Genomic DNA, 16,983 nt, shown 5'->3' with positions numbered 1-16,983 from the left:
CGCTTTTAAAACGCAACGCTTTAAATTTAGCTCGCGCGTGCGCTTTTGATTTAGCCGCTATTTAAACAGGGCGCGCTTTTTATCGGCACGCTGGGCGCTACTTTTCGGCGAGCGCTCGCGGCGTAAATTTCATCTGCGAAATTATCGTCTGAGGCGGCTTTAAATTTACTTAATGCTCTCGCTCGTAGCCAGATTTTAAAATTCCAGCTGTCTTGCGCGCCGATAAAATTTTAATTTCATGCACGCCGATCGCCCCGCAAACGAGCTAAAATAAATCGAGCATATCCTTAAATTTAGCCCGCCGCAAGCGGGTAAATTTGCCGTGCCGAAGCGGTCAAATTAACCGCAAAGCCCCTACTCCTTCACCACGCGCAGAAAGGAATACACATCCTGCACCCCGGGCGCGTGCGTCGCGTACCAGATCGCGTGCTTTTCATGCTCGATGTCCGTTACCACGCCGCTAAATACCACGTCGCAGCCCACGATCGCCACGCGCACCGCAGTGCCCGAAACGTCGGTATCGGAAAAGAGATTTTTCTTTAAATTTGCAAAAATTTCAAACGAATTGCAAGGATATTCGGGCTTTTTGATCCGCAGATAGGTATGCACGCGCCGCACGCCTTCGGTTTGCCGAGCCAAAGCAAGCAGCGGCTCGCGCATCGCTTCGCTATCCAGCAGCCCGATGAGATAGACCTCGCCGTAGAAGCACTCGACCTCCAGATCCCAGCTACTAAGGCCTTTGGTAAATAGAATTTTGCTTTGAATTTTAGTCTGGATGAGCTTGTCACTAGCGACCTCGCTGACGCTGCGGCGGTCGCGCGCTACGGAGTAGATGTCATACACGCTAAGCGCATTGCCAGCGGGCGCCAGCGGAGCCGCGCACGAGCTAAATAGCGCCGCGCAAGAGAGCAAAAACACCGCTAAAATCGCTAGAAACAAAACCCTCAAACCCTCTCCAATCTCGTTTAATTTCTAATTATCTCAAGCCGGCTGCCGACTCCGCTTTTTAAATTTAGCCCCGCAGGCGCCGTTTTGCCGCAGCTTAAAATTTTGCGCTGCGAGATTCCACCCAAACCGCGCGCCGCAAAATTTTACAATATAAATTTTAAAATTTACGTTGTAATTCGCACGGCTTGCAGAATTTTGCGCTTTCGCCACGGCGGAATTTCGCGCGCAGTATTCGTCGCCGTAAAATTCTACGCGGCTAAATTTTCATTGCAAATTTGCCGCTGCGAATTCTACGGGGTAAATTTCTCGAGGCGGAATTCGCTTCTGTAAAATTTTATATTTCAAAACCCGCGCCCAAAATTCCGACCGGTCGCGGCTAATTCGTCGTAAGCCCGCCGTCTATCGCAAATATCGCGCCGCTGACCCATTTCGCCTCGTCTGATGCCAAAAACACCGCCGCATCGCCGATGTCCTGCGCGCTGCCGATTTTGCCGAGCGGATAGATATTTTGCACCATTTGCTCAAACGCCTCGCGCCCCTGCGGGCTAAGTGCGCTTAAATTTCGCTCAAACTGCGGCGTAAGCACGCTTCCGGGCGCTATGGCATTAACGCGCACGCCGAGTTTGCCGACCTCGAAGGCAAGCGATTTAGTGAAAGAATTTAGCGCGCCTTTGGTGATCGAATACGCCGTCGTAGTGCGTCCTACGAGCATTCGGTTCGCAAAATACGACGAGATATTGATCACGCAGCCTTTGCTAGCCGCAAGCGCGCCCAAAAGCCCCTGAGTAAGCAGATATGGCGCTTTGACGTTTAGGTTTAGATGAGCGTCCAGCAGCGCTTCGTCGGTCGCCTCAAACGGCACGAATTTTCCCAACCCGGCGTTATTTACGAGGATATCTATCTTAAGAGGTAGCGCTAAAATGCGCTCGCAAAGGCCTTTTATCGTTTTGCTTTGCGCCAAATCCGCCTCCATCGCGTAAATTTTCACGCCGTAACCGCCCAATGCCTCCTGCGCGATTTTTAATTTCTCCTCGCTTCTGCCTAGCAGGATCAAATTTGCGCCCTCTTCGGCGAAACACTTTGCGATGCCAAGCCCTATGCCGCCCCCGTAATTACGGCAGTTTTTCCCTCTAATCGTTTCATACTTTTCCTTTTAATGCGTAAATTTATGCCCTAAAAATTTGAGCGAGATCTGCGGATCTCGCAGACTTTGAAATTTTGCGGGCTTTGAAATTTTACCCGCTTTAAAATTTCGCTCGCTTTAAAATTTTACGGCGAAGCGAAATTTCGTCGATAAAATTTTACTAACTTTAAAATTCCATCGATAAAATTTCACGGCAAAATTCCATTGTAAAGCTCGCGGCGGAATTTCATCGGGAATTTCATTCGTAAATTCCACCCAAACTGCGCCGCTTGGCTTACAGCACCTGTTTTACGCTACTAGCCGTGATTTCAAGTAGCCTCGTAGCAAACGGAAATTTCGCCTTCGTTTCTTCAAACTCCGCACCGCTATCAATAAAACGCGCTGTGCCCTTCACTACAAAGCCACGCCCCGCTCCGAACCTGCCTGCTAGCTCCTTCGTTGCGACGCTAAGCTCGACGTTCGGATTAGCCTCCACGTTGCTTTGCGTCTTTTTCATACCCGCAGCGGGGATGAGGATGCGATCACCCTTAATGATGAGATATCTGTTCCACGTATTGCTGATATGAGCCTCGCCGTGCGCGCAGGTAGCGATACCCACGGCGCATTCATAATTTAAGATTTCTAAAAATTCCTTGCTAAACATTTTCTCTCCTTAAATTTACATTTTAAAGCTCGCGATTTTGGCTGACAAGCCCCGCGCGCAACTGAAATTTTAACTACCTCCGCCACTTTCCGCCTCGGTTAAATTTTATATTTCAAAAGCGCATCTTTTTCGGCTTTACTTACGCGAAAGCTATCGCAGATCTTCGATATCGCCTTGTTTTGGACAAATTTAGCCGCTCGTTTGCTCGCCAAAAACGCAAGCGTGATCTCGCACTGCTTGATAAACATCTCGGCTATCGCCCACGCCGCGCCCATCTGCACGTAGTACCGCTCGTCGCTTTCGGCGGCGCAAATTTCAAAAAACTCCTTAGGCGAGATCGCGCTCATATTTCGCATAAAATAAACGTAGAAAAATCGCCTCTCAAACTCGTCCTCGCCGCCCTTAGCCTGCTTTAGCAGCGCGTCCGCGAAAGCAGCATCCCTGAATTTCGGAGCGAACATATCGCAAACCGCCCAATTAGGCATCGTTTTTATAAAATCGCTCGCAAGGGTAAATTTTGCCTCGTCCTGCTTCAAAAGCATTATAAAAAAGCCCTTTAGCACGAACTCCTCGTGAAAAACCGGCTTATATTTTTGCAGCTCTCGCCGCGCCTCGTCCGCTCCGCCCAAAGCGGCGAAACTTTTGCGAGCAAGCGCGCGTAGCGCCGGAGTGCGCACGCCCAAAATCTGCGGCGCGGGTATTAGGCGCTGCGAAAATTGCGCGAACTTATCCTCGCTTAACGCCCGCAGCTGCCCTAGCATCTTTTCTCGTAAATCCATAGCTTTCCTTTAAATTTGATCCTAAATTTAATCGCGTGCAAGATTGCGATTTTATAACGACGCACCGAAATTTTGCCGTACAGGCTATCCTATCTAAACAAATCGCGCCGCAGCTCAAACTAATCGCCCGATAGATCGCGTTTAAGTCGCTCGCCGCACTCGCTCAAAGTCTTTTGACTAAAAACTCACCCTGCTAAATCGCGCAGTATGGCGTCAGGCAAAGCAAGCCGTGCCGCCAAAGCCGCTTAAATAAAGCTCGGCGCGTCGTTTGAAAATAAAATCAGATCGCCGCTGTGCGTATTTTCGCTCAAAACCCGCTGCAAATCGCGCTTGTCTTTCAAAACGATAGTCTTTGCGGGGTCGATCTTGCTTTGTAGCGCCTCGGAATTTAGCTCGCCCGTGATGATCGCAAGATCAAAAATTTCATCGATCTTAGCGCCTAACGTCTCGTTGTCCTCGCGCGTGCTCTCGACGATGCCCGGCGTGATGATGACCTTGCGCCCGCCGTAGCTTCGCATCAGCTCGTAGCTTTGCAGCATGCCGCTTAGATTGCCGTTGAAGCTATCGTCGATGATGATCTTGCCGCCCGCATCGAGCCGCGCGAGGCGGTGCTCGACGGCACTAACATGCGCGACGCGGCTTTTAATCTTATCAGCCCTAAGCCCTAAAAATCGCGCGATCTTTATGCACGCGGCGAGATTTGCGGCGTTAAATTTACCCAAAACCGGCGCGAAAAACTCATGTCTCTCGCATAGTTCTCTCCGCCCGTTTGAAATTTTACGCTCGTTTGAAGCCTCTTGCACGCCCCACTCTTTGACGTTACAAATTTTATCGTCGCTAGCGGCACGGGCGGCTTGTTCGTAAAATTCTTGCTCGCTCCGTTCGGCGCAGGATACAAAATTTGCATCGTCAAAATCGGTGCCGTAATTTTTAGAATTTTTATCTTTTTCTACGCATGCCTCACTGCTTGCGTTTCGGCTCAAATCGCCCTGCTCTTTGCCCTTTGCGGCGGATGTTTCTGCGCGCGGCACAGAATTTTCGCCGCTAGCACCGCTTTCATCATCGCTCAAGCTAAGGCTAAATTTTATTCCGTCCAGATCCGCGCCGCAAATTTCCAGCCCCTCGTCATAGATCGTGACGCGCCCATCCGCGCTTTTTTGCGTAGAGCTGTGCAAAAACGCATGCTTTAGCCGCACGCTTGTGAGCGCTTCAAGCTTGGTCTTGCGGATGTTTTCAATGCTTTTGAAATACTCGATGTGTTGCGCGCCGATCTCGCCCACGACGACGATCTGCGGCGCCAAAAACTCGGTGATCTCGGCGATGTCGCCGCTTAGCCTGGCGCCTGCTTCGGCGATGTAGATCTGCGTATCTGCGGGCAGCGCCTCGTTTACGTCGCGCACGAGCCCCGCTAGCGTGTTTACCGAGCGCGGCGTCTTGTAGCAGCGAAAGTCGCTTTTTAAAATTTGATACAAGAAATTTTTAATGCTCGTCTTGCCGTAGCTCGCGGTGATCTGAATGATCGTAAGGGAGGGCATCTGGGCTAGTTTTTTGCGCGCGTCGGCCTTAAATTTCGCAGCCTGCGCCCGCTCGTAAGTAAAGCTCGCCGCAAGGCCAGCGCCAAGCGGTAAAAAGATCGGCAAAATCGGCCCCCCCGCGGCATAAAACGCGGCGTTAAAGCTAAACACACAAACCGCCAAAATCGCAAAAAATCGCTTCACGCGCGGCGTAAAGACGAGCTTTTTATCTAGCCCTCTTTGCCAAAAATAAAGCGCGAGCGCGTAGGCTGCGACGATTAGAATTTTAGCGGCGTGCAAGGCATAGAGGGACGCGGCGCCGAATTTAGCCGCACAGAGGCCCGCCGCGATCTCGCAGCCGAAATACGCCGCCAGCGGCAAAATCAAAAAATAGAGGTGCCACGCGGGTTTGGTGAAGTGAAAGATGATACGCGCGGGCTTGTACGAAAACCACTGCAGGCAGGTGATCAGATAAAAGCCCAGCAGTAGGACGAATGCCGCGTGCGCGATCAAAAATATTATATTCATCTTTTAAAATTCCTTTTTATAAGTTTACGCGCCCGCTTTGCGAGCCTGTGCGGGCAAACGCGGCGAGCTCGAGCCAACCGGCATTTGGCTTCATTTGCAAATTTTACGAATTCCCTCTTTGCAAATTCTATTTTTGCAAACTTCGCTAGCTCATAAATTCACGCTCTCGCGAAAGCTGCACGAGCCACGCTAGATAAATTTACGCTGCCGCGCTGCGTCTGCGTTCTCGATACCGCGCCGCATCTATACTTTCGCGACCTGAAATTTTCGCACGCTGCGTATCTTGTGATATAGCGCCCTATCTCGCGCGATGATTTGCATTATTTACAGCACATAGACCTTGTGTCGCGGTAAATACATGACGCGATTATGCGACCTGCAACTAAATTTAATTGTCCGCTTTGCAGTACACACGCGGTTTCGCCGCATCATGTACGGCTGTCGCAATCGCGAGCGCAGAGCAGAAACGATCCGCTACGGCGTAAAATTTTAAAATTTAACGCGGCACGCCGCAATTTGAGCTTTGCGTTTTGAATTACACACCCAAAGAGCAGATTTTGCGCCGCTAAATTTTAAATATATGCCGCGTGCTCGCGACTTTATAATCTAAATTTACGCCTTGGCTTGCGATTTTAGCGCAAGCACAATGCAAAATTTAAAACGCGCGCCGCAAGATAAGCCGTATTAAAGCGCCGCATTGAAACGCTTTTTAAAATACACTCGCTGCCACCTCGCTTTTCGCACGATCTGTTTTTACATCTAAAGCGCGATTTTTAGCGGCGCTAAAATTTCGCGGCTAAATTTTAAAATTTACACAAAATCGCGTTTCGCTTTAAATTTAGCGCGGCGCCGAATCGTTAAATTTAGCTGCCGCTAAGCTCCTTTTCGATCTGCTCGCCGATAAAATCCGCGCTCTGCAAAAAGAAAAAGTGATCCCCCGCCAGCGGATAAAATTTGCTGTTTTTAATGAGCGAGTGGATCAGCTCGCCGCTTTTTAGGCTAGTGGCGCGATCGTCCTTGCCCCAAAAGATGAGCGTATTTTGCGGGCTTAGCGCGGAAAAAATATCGCGGAAGTCCTCATTTACGACGTTTTTTAGCGTCTCATACATCGTCTTGCTCATACCTGCGGCATCCTTGCTCGCAAACGCACGCCAAAGCCCCGCCAGTCCAAGTCTTTTTAAAATTTTAAAAATCGCGATTTTGGCGCGCACGGCAAAGGGCTTGGGTTCGATGATACCGGCGCTGCTTAGCAGTATGAGATTGCGCGGAGCTAGCAATGCAGCGATCTTGCCGCCGAAGCTGTGCCCCATGATCGCTGCAGGCTGCCTGCCCAAAGCTGCGATAAAGGCGCGCATAATCTCCGCGTAATCCTCGCTGCCAAGGGCGCGCGCGGGCTGCGAGCTGGCGCCAAATCCCGGCAGATCGACGCACACTATCGCGTAACGGCGGAATTTATCCGAAAAAACCCTAAACATAAGCGCTTTGTTTGCGCCCCAGCCGTGCAGCACCAAAATATATTCGGCACGCTGCAGATTTGAAATTTCGTAGCTGATTTTGTAGTTTTCGCCGCCGTAGACGAGCTCCTTACTCGCCACCGCCGCTCCTTTTGGCGTAAACGGCTTTAAGTAACTCGACTGCTTTTTCGAGCCGCTCAAACTCGCTCATACTGATCATCACGGCTTCAAATTTGTTGTTTTTGACGATCAGGGCTTTTTTAATCTCTTGGTTTTTGATTTTGTTTAAAACGGTGCTGAAGTTGCGCACGATCTCGGTAGCGGTGTAAATTTCGTCTTGATTTATCATAACTTGACCTTTGGGGTAAAATTTTACGCAAAATTTAGCGTAAAATTTTAAACGATTGGCTACTTATTGGCAGTGATTTTGGTGATCAGCTCGTAGCTTACAGGGATCTGCCTCATCGGCGGCAGCGACGAAGCAAGAGCTGCTAAAACCTCGGAGAAATCATCAAATAGGTAGTTTGCGAGACTACCCGGGTTCGGATTTATCTCGTTTAGATAAATTTCGCCCTCTTTTTCAAAAAAATCGCAGCGAATGAGCGCGCCATCGAATGATCCTGCGTTATAAAGCCGCGTAAAGGCATCTTTCATCTTGCCCTCTAGCAAAGCGCCAGGACGAGCGGGCTCGATCGCGCCACTACGCGAAAAATCCAAATATTTACGATCGAAATTTAAATAGCCCTCTTTTTTTGGCTCTTCGATGTTTGAAAATACGATTTTGCCGTCTATTTTAGCGCCTGCGAGATTGAATTCCTTTACGTTTTCCCAGTATGGCTCTACGATCGCGCTGTCGTCCAGCTCAAAAGCCTGATCCAGCGCGTAGCTAAACTCGCTTTCGTTCTTGGCTATCGAAATTCCGATGCTAGAGCCCAAATGAGCGGGTTTAACGATGATCGGAAAATTAAAATTAGGCAGGCTAGTGCGATTTACGATCTCATACGGCAAGGTTTTTACATTTGCGATTGCGGCTAAGTGCTTGGTTAAAATTTTATTATAGCTTAGCACGCTAGCTTCGATGCGAGGGCCGATGTAAGGGATGCCAAAAAACTCAAATAGCGCCGCCATTTTGCCATCCTCGCCGTCGCAGCCATGGATTAGATTGATATATGTGCCGACTTCTAGCATGCTTTTGCTAAACATTCCGCTCTCGAAAAATCCGCCCGCACCGATGCTAAGCTCTTTTGCTTTAGCATAGCCGCCCTGCTTAAAATACGCCGCGCGCATATTTTTATCCTCAATGCGGTAAAATTTACGATTTTTATCGCAAAATACAAACTCCAAGTCCCAGCCTTTTAGGGCATTTTTAACGGCAATTGCCGAGATGATACTTACTTCGTGCTCATAGCTTTGAGCTCCAAAAACTATACCAAATTTCATTGTTTTCCTTCAAATTTTATTTTCTACGCTAATTTTTTTAACGCCTCTTTGACAAGATCTGACGTATTCGTGCTGCTGCATCCTGCTAAGATTTGATTGATCTTATCGCGCTTAAATCCAAGGCTTTGTAGCGCGGACGCCGCTTCGTTTTTATAAGTCTCGCTAGGACCGAATTCCATTAGCTTCGCATCGCCCAGTTCGGCAATGATCCGTCTAGCGGTCTTTGGGCCGATGCCCGGAACTGAAGTTAGCGTCGCAGCATCCCCCGTAGCTACGCAACGCGCGAAATCCTGCGGAGCGAGCGTCGAACAAACCGCCATCGCCGTGCTTGCACCTACGCCACTAAGCTTGATTAGGGTTTCAAACATCCTTTTTTCACTCTCGTCTAAAAACCCATACAGCAAATCGGCATCCTCGCGCAGAATTTGTACGCACGCAAGCTCGGTCAGCTCGCCCTGCATGAGCTTCGCGGAGGTATTTAATGACAATGAAAGAGCGTAGCTCACGCCGCTAGCACATTTAATGACGCAAGCAGTGGGCTCCTTGCGCGTGATAATCCCTTCGATCGCCGCTATCATCTAAGAGCCTTTAAAATTTCGTTTATGCTCTCATTAAGCGCTAAATTTAGGGCATTATAAATGCTTTGCGAGCTAGGATCAGGCACAAAAACGCGCTTAGTGACGATGCCTGATTTTATGCTTTCTAAAGAATTCAAAATTTCATACCCCATCGTGACGGTTGCTTGATCGTTATTGACCTGAAGCGCTACGATACTGGTTTTTAGGCGCAAATCCCGCTCTTTTGGCACAAATATCGGATTTAGCGAGCAGGTGGAAAATGCCGCATCAAGCAGCGCCTTATATACCATCTCGCTAGGCATCGTGATAAATTTGGCGTCGCTTGCGAACCGCGTTCGGTTTCTAAAATCCACTATTAAAATATCCCGCCTATCAACGAGATCTGTCGCCGTGATAGTGTCAATAAAGATATTTTTACGTACACCGCTAGGATTTACGCAGCGCTTTTGATCATAACGCAGCTCGTAGTAGGTGTATGGCTTAGCCTGCTTAGCTAAGCAGCCGCCTAAAAATATTGCCGCCAGCGTCGCAGCAAGCGTAAACTTTATAAAATTTTTCATCTTTATTCCTTTTTATCGTCGCGATCTGCGCCTTTAGAAGTGTCTTTGAAAAAGAAATCGTAAGGATTGTCCTCTAGCCTAAACATCGCACCTTGGAATTCTCTAAGTGATTTTTTGAGCTCGCCAAGAGTGTTTTTTGCCTCCTCAAGCGTAGGATCCAAGATCGCTTTTAGATTGTACTCGCCGCGATCGATACGCTTAGTGATGATACCTGCGGTTTTATCCAGTGAATTCGATAGATTGGCAGCACTCACGGCAAAAGCATTTAGATTATCTAGCAGCGCGTCTAGCTCCTTCTCGCGCTCGTTTAAATTTGCTATGAGAGTATTTACGTTAGCAAGCAGTGCGTCTAGGCTTTGGAATTTTTTCTCATCGCTTAGCTCAGCGCTAAATTTATCCATCGAAGATAGAATTCTATCCACTTTATCGGTATTTTGCTTAGACAATAGCCCGTTAATCTTAAAGATCATCTCACTCACGCTATCGGTGATGACTTCGGCTTTGGAGCCGATTTTATCAAGAAGCGTTTTATCCAGTGCAATTATCGGCTTTTTATCATTCGGCGGAAAAAGCTTGCCACTTCCTTTCGTGATATTTATAAACGCGATTCCGCTTATGCCTTGAGATTCTACCTTAGCGACGCTATCTTGCGAGATCGGTAGCTTGCTTTTTACCGAAATTTCAATCTCAATAATCGCATTTTCGATATCGGCAAAGTCGATGCTTTTGATTATGCCCGCATTTACGCCGATAAATTTAACTTCGGAATTCTCCTTAATGCCTACGGGAAGCTCTTTTGTGTGGATATAGTAGGAGCGGTAGCTCTCGCCGCGGTCGGTCTTAGTAAGCATCCACCACATAAATGCCGTAAGAGCCGCGACGCAGATCATAACAAATGCGCCTACTATCGTGTATGAAGTTCTATTTTCCAATCTTTTCTCCTAATTTCAGAGCGTAAAATTTAAGCCCTGCGATATGCCTTAAAATAGCCATTTGGGCTTAAATTTTAAAACTTAGCACTTTCTCAAATAGTCGCAAAATTTGCAGAATCATCTGAGTTTAAATTTTAAAGCTTAGCGTGCATTTTGAAATTTCAAAATATCGTCGCGCCGTATTTTAGCGTAAAATTTTACCGCCCCAGTTTAAATTTAACGCAGCTTGCTCGTTAAAATTTTAAAATTTAATGCGCTATCCAATAAATGCGCCTAAATACGCCCTTAAATACGACCCGCCTAAATTTTAAAATTTCGATTGAGCCGCTAAGGTCTAAATTTTAAAATTTAAGCCCTGCGGAGCCCGGAATTCCTCGCTAGGTTTAAAATTTAAAATTTTTCCGCTACTATTTTAAAATTTCAGCTCCTACCTATCTAAATTTTACCCGCCGCGAGCTGTATTTTAGCTCGGTAAATTCCGAAGCTCAATCTCTTTGTCGCATCTTAAATAACTCTTCGAGCGGATTATTCTCCAGGCTTGAAATTTCCTCAATGCTTCCTTCAAAGGCAATTTTTTGATTATCCACGATCAAAAACCGATCCAAAATGTCAAAGATACTATCCACGTCGTGCGTCACCATCACGACCGTGACGCCGAGGCTATCTCTAAGCTCGCAAACAAGCCTATCAAGGGCTCTGGCGCTGAGCGGATCAAGCCCCGAGTTTGGCTCGTCCAAAAATAAAATTTCAGGGCTCAGAGCTAGCGCGCGAGCCAGCGCCACGCGCTTTTTCATACCGCCGCTAAGCTCGTTTGGCCTAAGCGCGGCGGCCTCCTTCTTAAGCCCCACCTTTTGGATCCAAAACATCGATAGCTCATCTATCTCGCGCTCGCTAAATTTAGAGTATTCGCGCAGTAGCACGCCTACGTTTTCGAGCACGCTCATTGAGCTGTAAAGCGCACCGAACTGAAACATCACGCCGCATTTTAGGCGGATCTCGTTTTGCTCCGCTTCGCTCGCGCGCCAAATATCGCGCCCAAAAATTTTAATCTCGCCGCTTTGCGGGCGCTTTAAAAATATGAGCGTTTTCATCAGCGTCGTTTTGCCGCTGCCGCTGCCACCTAAAAAGCCGTAAATTTCGCCCTTTTTGACGCTAAAGCTTACGCTATCGTGCATAATGCGCGATCCGTACGCAGTAGTAACATCGCGCGCGACTATAATTTTAGCGCTTTCGCCGGATTGCACTTGCTCGCTCATAGCCCGATCTCCGAAAACAGAACCGCAAATACCGCGTCGATCGCAATGACCCAAAATATCGCATTTACGACGCTAATGGTAGTGTATTCACCGATGCTTTGGGTATTTCCTTTGACCTCAAAACCCCGCATGCAGCCGATGATAGCAATGAATGCCCCGAAAAATGGCGCTTTAATTATACCTACTAAAAAATGCCTAAGCTCTACAGAAGCCTTAAATCTATCCAAATAATCGCTAAAGGCTATGTCTAAATACGCGTCACACACGATCATCTGAGCAAAAATACTTACCGAATCTGCGATAAAAATGATTAGCGGCATGATTAGTACCATCGCGATAATGCGCGGCATCGCAAGAAAATAAAACGGATCAAAGCCCATCGTCCTCATCGCATCGATCTCCTCGGTGATCTTCATCACGCCGATCTGTGCCGTAAAGCTCGAAGCCGAGCGACCCGCGATAACGATAGCGGCGATTAGAGGCGCTACTTCACGGAGCGTCAAAGCACCCATTATATCGATGATATAGATGCTAGCGCCAAATTTAGAGAGCATATCCGAACCGATGTAAGCAAGCACGATACCGATCAAAAACGCCGTCAGCGAGACGATGAAAAGCGCGTCTATGCCGCTATCTTTAATGAAATTTACGGTTTCTTTGAAACGGAATTTCATCGGATGAATTATAAAAGCCGCGAGTTTAGAAAAAAACTCGCCCAAAAAGCTTGCAAGGCTTAGCAAGCCTAAAATTCCAAGATGACAATAAAGTCCGATCTGCGCTAAAAAATTTAGCCTGCGAGATTCGGGTACGTAGCTAAAATCGATCGTTTTATCATCCATAAAGCTTAGAATTTTGGCGGCTTTGCAGCTATCCTCCACAAGGCTAACCCGCTTGCCGGCAAGGGCGTTTTTGATCATCAGCGCCATGAAATAGTCTAAATTTGAAATTTCGCTTAAGCTTAGCTCCAGCTCGTTTAGATTTTTTACCGCTTTTTTTAGTGCAAGCAGCTGGGAGCGCGAGCTTTTGTAGTTCCACTGCCCGCGTAGCGATAAGGTGTTTTTCCCGCCCGAGCTTTCGAGCGAAAAGGCTAAATTCCGCAAAAATTTCTCTCCAAAATCAAAAAATAGGGGAAATTATAATATAATCAACCTTGGCATTTTATAAAATTTAATGGAGATTTATGCTCAGAGGCTTTTTTACAAATAGCGCAGGCACGCTGGTTTCGCGAGTTTTGGGTTTCGTACGCGATCTGCTTACCGCATCGGTTTTGGGCGCGGGAATTTATAGCGATCTGTTTTTCGTAGCGTTTAAACTACCCAATCTTTTCCGCAGACTATTCGGCGAGGGGGCCTTTACGCAGGCTTTTTTGCCTAGCTTTACCGCCGCGCGTAAAAAAGGAATTTTTGCCGCAGCAGTGCTTATTAAATTTAGCGTTTTCATCGCGCTTTTAACGGCGCTCGTGCTGCTCGCCGCGCCCGTTTTTACTAAAGTTTTGGCATACGGATTTAGCACCGAACAGATCAGTCTTGCGGTGCCATACGTGCGGATAAATTTTTTCTACCTTACGTTTATCTTCGTCGTTACGCTCTTTGCCTCGCTGCTTCAGTATCGCGACCACTTCGCTACGACGGCGTTTTCGACCGCACTTCTAAATTTAGCGATGATAGCGGCGCTTCTGCTAGCTCGCGGTAAGGACGGCGCCACGGCGGTGCTTTATCTTAGCTTCGGCGTCGTAGCGGGCGGACTTTTGCAGCTCGCGGTGCATGTTTATGCGTTGAAATTTACCGGCATGCTGCGCGTCTTAGCGGGCGGCTTTGCGCGGCTCGCGAGGGGCGATAAGCCGCAGACGCAGGGCTTTTATAAAAATTTTTTCGCAGGCGTGCTCGGCGCGTCGGCACTTCAGCTAAGCTCGTTTATAGATACCTTCTTTGCGAGCTTCCTTGCTAGCGGCAGTATCAGCTATCTATACTACGCCAACCGCATATTTCAGCTGCCGCTCGCGCTTTTTGCGATCGCGCTTAGCACGGCGATCTTTCCGCGCATGAGCAAATTCGTAAAAGCTCGCGACGACTCGCAAGCTCTGGCGCTCGTCGAGCGTGGATTTTACTTCCTTTTGGCGCTGCTCGGGCTCTCTGCGATAGGCGGCGTTATGTTGCGAAACGAGATCACGCAGCTGCTGTTTGAGCGCGGAGAATTTACTCGCCAAAATTCCATAGAATGCGCCGCAGTTCTCGGCGCGTATATGGTGGGGCTCGTGCCGTTCGGGCTGTCTAGGATTTTTTCGCACTGGCTATATGCGAATATGAAGCAGAAGCTAAGCGCGAAAATTTCGATCTGGTGCGTCTTTATAAACGTCGCTTTGTGCGCGCTGTTTTTTAAACCCTTCGGTGCGGTGGGGCTTGCGTTTGCAAGCACGATAACGGGAGCGTTTCTGCTTGGCTTTAATCTCTATTTTTTTGGATTTAATAACTTTTTGGCTATAATCCGCGCAAAAAAAATTATTGCGATCGCGGCGCTTTGCGCGGGCGATGCGGCGATTTTATACATTTTAAAAGGCTTGTATTATGGTAATTTATGATAGTTTGAGTAAAAAGAAGCTCCCTTTTAAGCCCATTAGCGAGGGGCTGGCGCGCATTTACGCCTGCGGCCCGACCGTTTATGACGATGCGCATTTGGGGCACGCAAAAAGCGCCGTAAGCTTCGATCTGCTGCGCCGCGTACTGCAAGCGGAGGGCTATGAGGTTAAATTTGCGCGAAATTTCACAGACATCGACGATAAAATTTTAAAAAAGATGGCGGAAACCGGTAAGAGCCTGGAGGAGATCACGGAGCTTTACACCCGCAGATATTTGCAGGATATGAGCGCGCTAAACGTCGCGGACGCGAGCATTTCGCCCAAAGCGACCGAAAATATCGCCGCGATCTGCGAGCTCATATCCTCGCTTCTTCAAAAAGGCTTTGCCTACGAGATCACAGGTGACGGCATCTACTTCGACACGCGCAAGGACGGGGATTATCTAAGCCTTAGCGGCAAAAAAGAGGGCGCCGGCAAAAACATTGCCCGCGTCGCCTCAAACGATGCTAAGCACGACGAGAAGGACTTCGTGCTGTGGAAATTTGACGAGAATTGGTTTGATAGCCCGTTTGGCAAAGGGCGCCCGGGCTGGCACAGCGAGTGCGTCGCGATGATTTTAGCGCACCTTGATAGCGGCGATCCGCAATTTTGCATAGACATTCACGCAGGCGGCGCCGATCTGCTCTTCCCGCATCACGAAAACGAAGCCGCACAGTGCCGCTGCGCCCGCCATAGAGCGCTAAGCAAATACTGGCTCCACAACGGCTTCGTGCAGGTAAATAACGAAAAGATGAGCAAGAGCCTAGGCAACTCGTTTTTTGTAGGAGATGCTCTAAAAATCGCACCCGGCGAGGCGCTGAGATTTTATCTCTTAAGCTCGCATTACAGGGCAAATTTTAATTATTCGGTGACCGATCTGCTTGCGAGCAAAAAGAGGCTAGATAAAATTTACCGCCTTAAAAAGCGCGTGCGTGACGTTTTAACTCCCACTGCGGGACAAAATTCTACGCCTGAGTTGCCTGCTGCGGAGGCTAAATTTAGATCGGAGATGATGGAGTTTTTAAGCGATGATCTCAACGCCTCAGGCGCGCTTGCGGTGCTCGATAGCTTCGTAGCAGGAGCGAATGAAGCGCTCGATCGCGCGCCGAAAGACAAGGCGTTAAAGGCTCAGATCGCCGCAAATTTAGAGTTTGCGAAGCAGACCCTTGGAATTTTATATGAGGATGAGACCGAATACTTTCGCTTCGGCGTGAGCGAGCAGCAAAGAGCACAGATCGAGGAGCTGATAAAACAGCGCGCACAGGCGAAAGCGGAAAAGAATTTTGCGGGCGCGGATGCCATCAGAGCGCGCCTTGCTGATATGAAGATCGAAGTGATGGATACGCCTAGCGGCACCGTTTGGGAGGTCGCAGCGGAGTAGAACGTAAAATTTAGCGTAAAATTTTACGTTAAATTTTACGATTTTTACGATATGAAGCGTAAATCCGAACGCTAATCCGCGCGTAAATTTTAGTGCGATTTTTATCTGCGGCATCGCAATACGGCGGTGCGGTTTTGTTCAGTGATACGGTGCAGGAGCGATGTGTGACGTGATGCGGCGACAGAAGCGCGAGGCGGATCGTAATTTCATTCGTCGGCGCGGCTGATGCAGCAGCGCGATATAGCGCGGTACAGCGGTAGCACTACGGCTCGTCTGTGCGTAAATTTTAGTGCGATTTTATGGCAATTGGCGATGCAAAGTTGCGATGCAGCGCAGTGAAAGTAGCACTGCGGCAGCCTGTGCGTAAATTTTAACGCGACTAGGTGCAGTGGAACATGCTGTGGTGACGTGCAAATTTTGGCGCGATTTTTATTCGGCGATATTCGTGGGTGCACACAGCAACGAAAGTCACGATTTCATTCGGTGATGTTGCTGATATAGTGGCGAATGCGCAAGGCAGGTCGCGATTTTATAGTTAGTGCGGTGGTGCAAAAGAGCAATGCAGCGCGACGATGCGAAGTCGCGATAAACGCGATGTTATATTATGATACGGTATTTGTGAGCGCTTTATGGCGCCTCAAAGCATTTAACGCTTATAGCGTGCGAAAGTGTTTAGAAATCGCGATGAATAAAAACTCGCTCGCTTTTAAGGCTCTTTACGCTTTAAAAATGGTAATGTAAAAACCGCTCTGCGATGCGCAAAAGCCATTTAAAGCGCTTTACGCTTCGAAAGTAGCAAATAAAAAAGCTAAATCTCGACGTCGTCCGTACGGTCGCCGCATGCGAGCGAGTTGATTTAGCGAGCTTGCGAAGCGCAAATTAGTCCCGCGCCGCCGCGCAAATTTTGTGCTGCCTCGCGGCCGAAATTCTAAAATTTTAGAAATTTCGAGGTTGGAAATTCTAAAATTTAAGGAATTTTAGAATTATAAATTTTGAAATTTCAGGAATTTTGGAATTATAAATTCTTAAATTTCAAAAATTTTGGAATTTCATAAATTTTGGGATTTCAGGAATTTCAGGATTTTAAATTTTAAAAATTTTATAAAAAAGGATTGTATTTGAACGGCTTTAAAACTTTACTATCGCGCTTTAAGCCCTATTTTAGGGATTATAGGCCGCAGTTTGCATTGGCGATTTTGGGTATGGTGATGA

15 protein-coding genes are annotated in these 16,983 nt (G+C 48.0%); 2 read left to right on the top strand and 13 right to left on the bottom strand.

Features of this window, described 5'->3' with window-relative positions; genetic code table 11:
• Window positions 1-354: 354 nt before the first annotated feature.
• The 13 genes from Q0095_RS03320 to Q0095_RS03260 form a co-directional block, all read right to left on the bottom strand.
• Window positions 355-948 carry a BON domain-containing protein gene (locus tag Q0095_RS03320; RefSeq protein ID WP_297881330.1) on the bottom strand — a complete coding sequence of 198 codons (594 nt, stop codon included), beginning with the start codon at window positions 946-948 and terminating at the stop codon, window positions 355-357.
• A 376-nt stretch (window positions 949-1,324) separates the two neighbouring features.
• Window positions 1,325-2,002 (bottom strand): SDR family oxidoreductase, encoded by a 678-nt coding sequence (locus tag Q0095_RS03315; RefSeq protein WP_297881328.1) that lies wholly within the window; start codon window positions 2,000-2,002, stop codon window positions 1,325-1,327.
• A 364-nt stretch (window positions 2,003-2,366) separates the two neighbouring features.
• The gene (locus Q0095_RS03310; protein WP_297881326.1) at window positions 2,367-2,735 is read right to left on the bottom strand and encodes a pyridoxamine 5'-phosphate oxidase family protein; all 369 of its coding nucleotides are present in this window, start codon (window positions 2,733-2,735) and stop codon (window positions 2,367-2,369) included.
• A 98-nt stretch (window positions 2,736-2,833) separates the two neighbouring features.
• Window positions 2,834-3,514 carry a DNA alkylation repair protein gene (locus tag Q0095_RS03305; protein ID WP_297881324.1) on the bottom strand — a complete coding sequence of 227 codons (681 nt, stop codon included), beginning with the start codon at window positions 3,512-3,514 and terminating at the stop codon, window positions 2,834-2,836.
• A gap of 245 nt (window positions 3,515-3,759) precedes the next feature.
• Complete coding sequence (locus Q0095_RS03300) at window positions 3,760-5,556, bottom strand: Mur ligase family protein (protein ID WP_297881322.1); 1,797 nt, start codon at window positions 5,554-5,556, stop codon at window positions 3,760-3,762.
• Between the two features lie 863 nt (window positions 5,557-6,419).
• Window positions 6,420-7,151: an alpha/beta fold hydrolase gene (locus tag Q0095_RS03295; protein ID WP_297881320.1), complete on the bottom strand. Its 732-nt coding sequence runs from the start codon at window positions 7,149-7,151 to the stop codon at window positions 6,420-6,422.
• Window positions 7,141-7,359 carry a type II toxin-antitoxin system Phd/YefM family antitoxin gene (locus Q0095_RS03290; protein ID WP_177389042.1) on the bottom strand — a complete coding sequence of 73 codons (219 nt, stop codon included), beginning with the start codon at window positions 7,357-7,359 and terminating at the stop codon, window positions 7,141-7,143. Before Q0095_RS03290 ends, Q0095_RS03295 begins: the two co-directional genes overlap by 11 nt.
• 59 nt (window positions 7,360-7,418) lie before the next feature.
• Window positions 7,419-8,450 carry a D-alanine--D-alanine ligase gene (locus Q0095_RS03285; protein WP_297881318.1) on the bottom strand — a complete coding sequence of 344 codons (1,032 nt, stop codon included), beginning with the start codon at window positions 8,448-8,450 and terminating at the stop codon, window positions 7,419-7,421.
• A 23-nt stretch (window positions 8,451-8,473) separates the two neighbouring features.
• The gene (gene ruvA, locus Q0095_RS03280; protein WP_297881316.1) at window positions 8,474-9,028 is read right to left on the bottom strand and encodes a Holliday junction branch migration protein RuvA; all 555 of its coding nucleotides are present in this window, start codon (window positions 9,026-9,028) and stop codon (window positions 8,474-8,476) included.
• On the bottom strand, window positions 9,025-9,588 hold the full coding sequence (locus tag Q0095_RS03275) for a hypothetical protein (protein ID WP_297881314.1): 564 nt from the start codon (window positions 9,586-9,588) through the stop codon (window positions 9,025-9,027). Before Q0095_RS03275 ends, ruvA begins: the two co-directional genes overlap by 4 nt.
• Window positions 9,589-9,590: 2 nt before the next feature.
• Entirely contained in the window at window positions 9,591-10,520 is a 930-nt protein-coding gene (locus tag Q0095_RS03270) for an MlaD family protein (protein ID WP_177389034.1), read from the bottom strand.
• A gap of 485 nt (window positions 10,521-11,005) precedes the next feature.
• Window positions 11,006-11,776 carry an ATP-binding cassette domain-containing protein gene (locus Q0095_RS03265; RefSeq protein WP_297881312.1) on the bottom strand — a complete coding sequence of 257 codons (771 nt, stop codon included), beginning with the start codon at window positions 11,774-11,776 and terminating at the stop codon, window positions 11,006-11,008.
• On the bottom strand, window positions 11,773-12,876 hold the full coding sequence (locus Q0095_RS03260) for an ABC transporter permease (protein ID WP_297881310.1): 1,104 nt from the start codon (window positions 12,874-12,876) through the stop codon (window positions 11,773-11,775). The genes Q0095_RS03265 and Q0095_RS03260 overlap by 4 nt, the downstream gene beginning before the upstream one ends.
• An 80-nt stretch (window positions 12,877-12,956) precedes the next feature.
• On the opposite strand from Q0095_RS03260, the gene murJ reads away from it, so the two are divergent.
• Together murJ and cysS are read left to right on the top strand one after the other, a co-directional pair.
• Window positions 12,957-14,354: a murein biosynthesis integral membrane protein MurJ gene (gene murJ, locus Q0095_RS03255; protein ID WP_297881308.1), complete on the top strand. Its 1,398-nt coding sequence runs from the start codon at window positions 12,957-12,959 to the stop codon at window positions 14,352-14,354.
• Entirely contained in the window at window positions 14,341-15,771 is a 1,431-nt protein-coding gene (gene cysS, locus Q0095_RS03250; RefSeq protein WP_297881306.1) for a cysteine--tRNA ligase, read from the top strand. The genes murJ and cysS overlap by 14 nt, the downstream gene beginning before the upstream one ends.
• Window positions 15,772-16,983 lie beyond the last annotated feature (1,212 nt).

The sequence above is a fragment of the uncultured Campylobacter sp. genome, from assembly GCF_938045535.1.
In the GTDB taxonomy this organism is placed as follows: Bacteria; Campylobacterota; Campylobacteria; order Campylobacterales; family Campylobacteraceae; genus Campylobacter_B.
The sequence above is the reverse complement of the archived record's forward strand: the minus strand, read 5'-3'. Positions and strand labels throughout refer to the sequence as shown.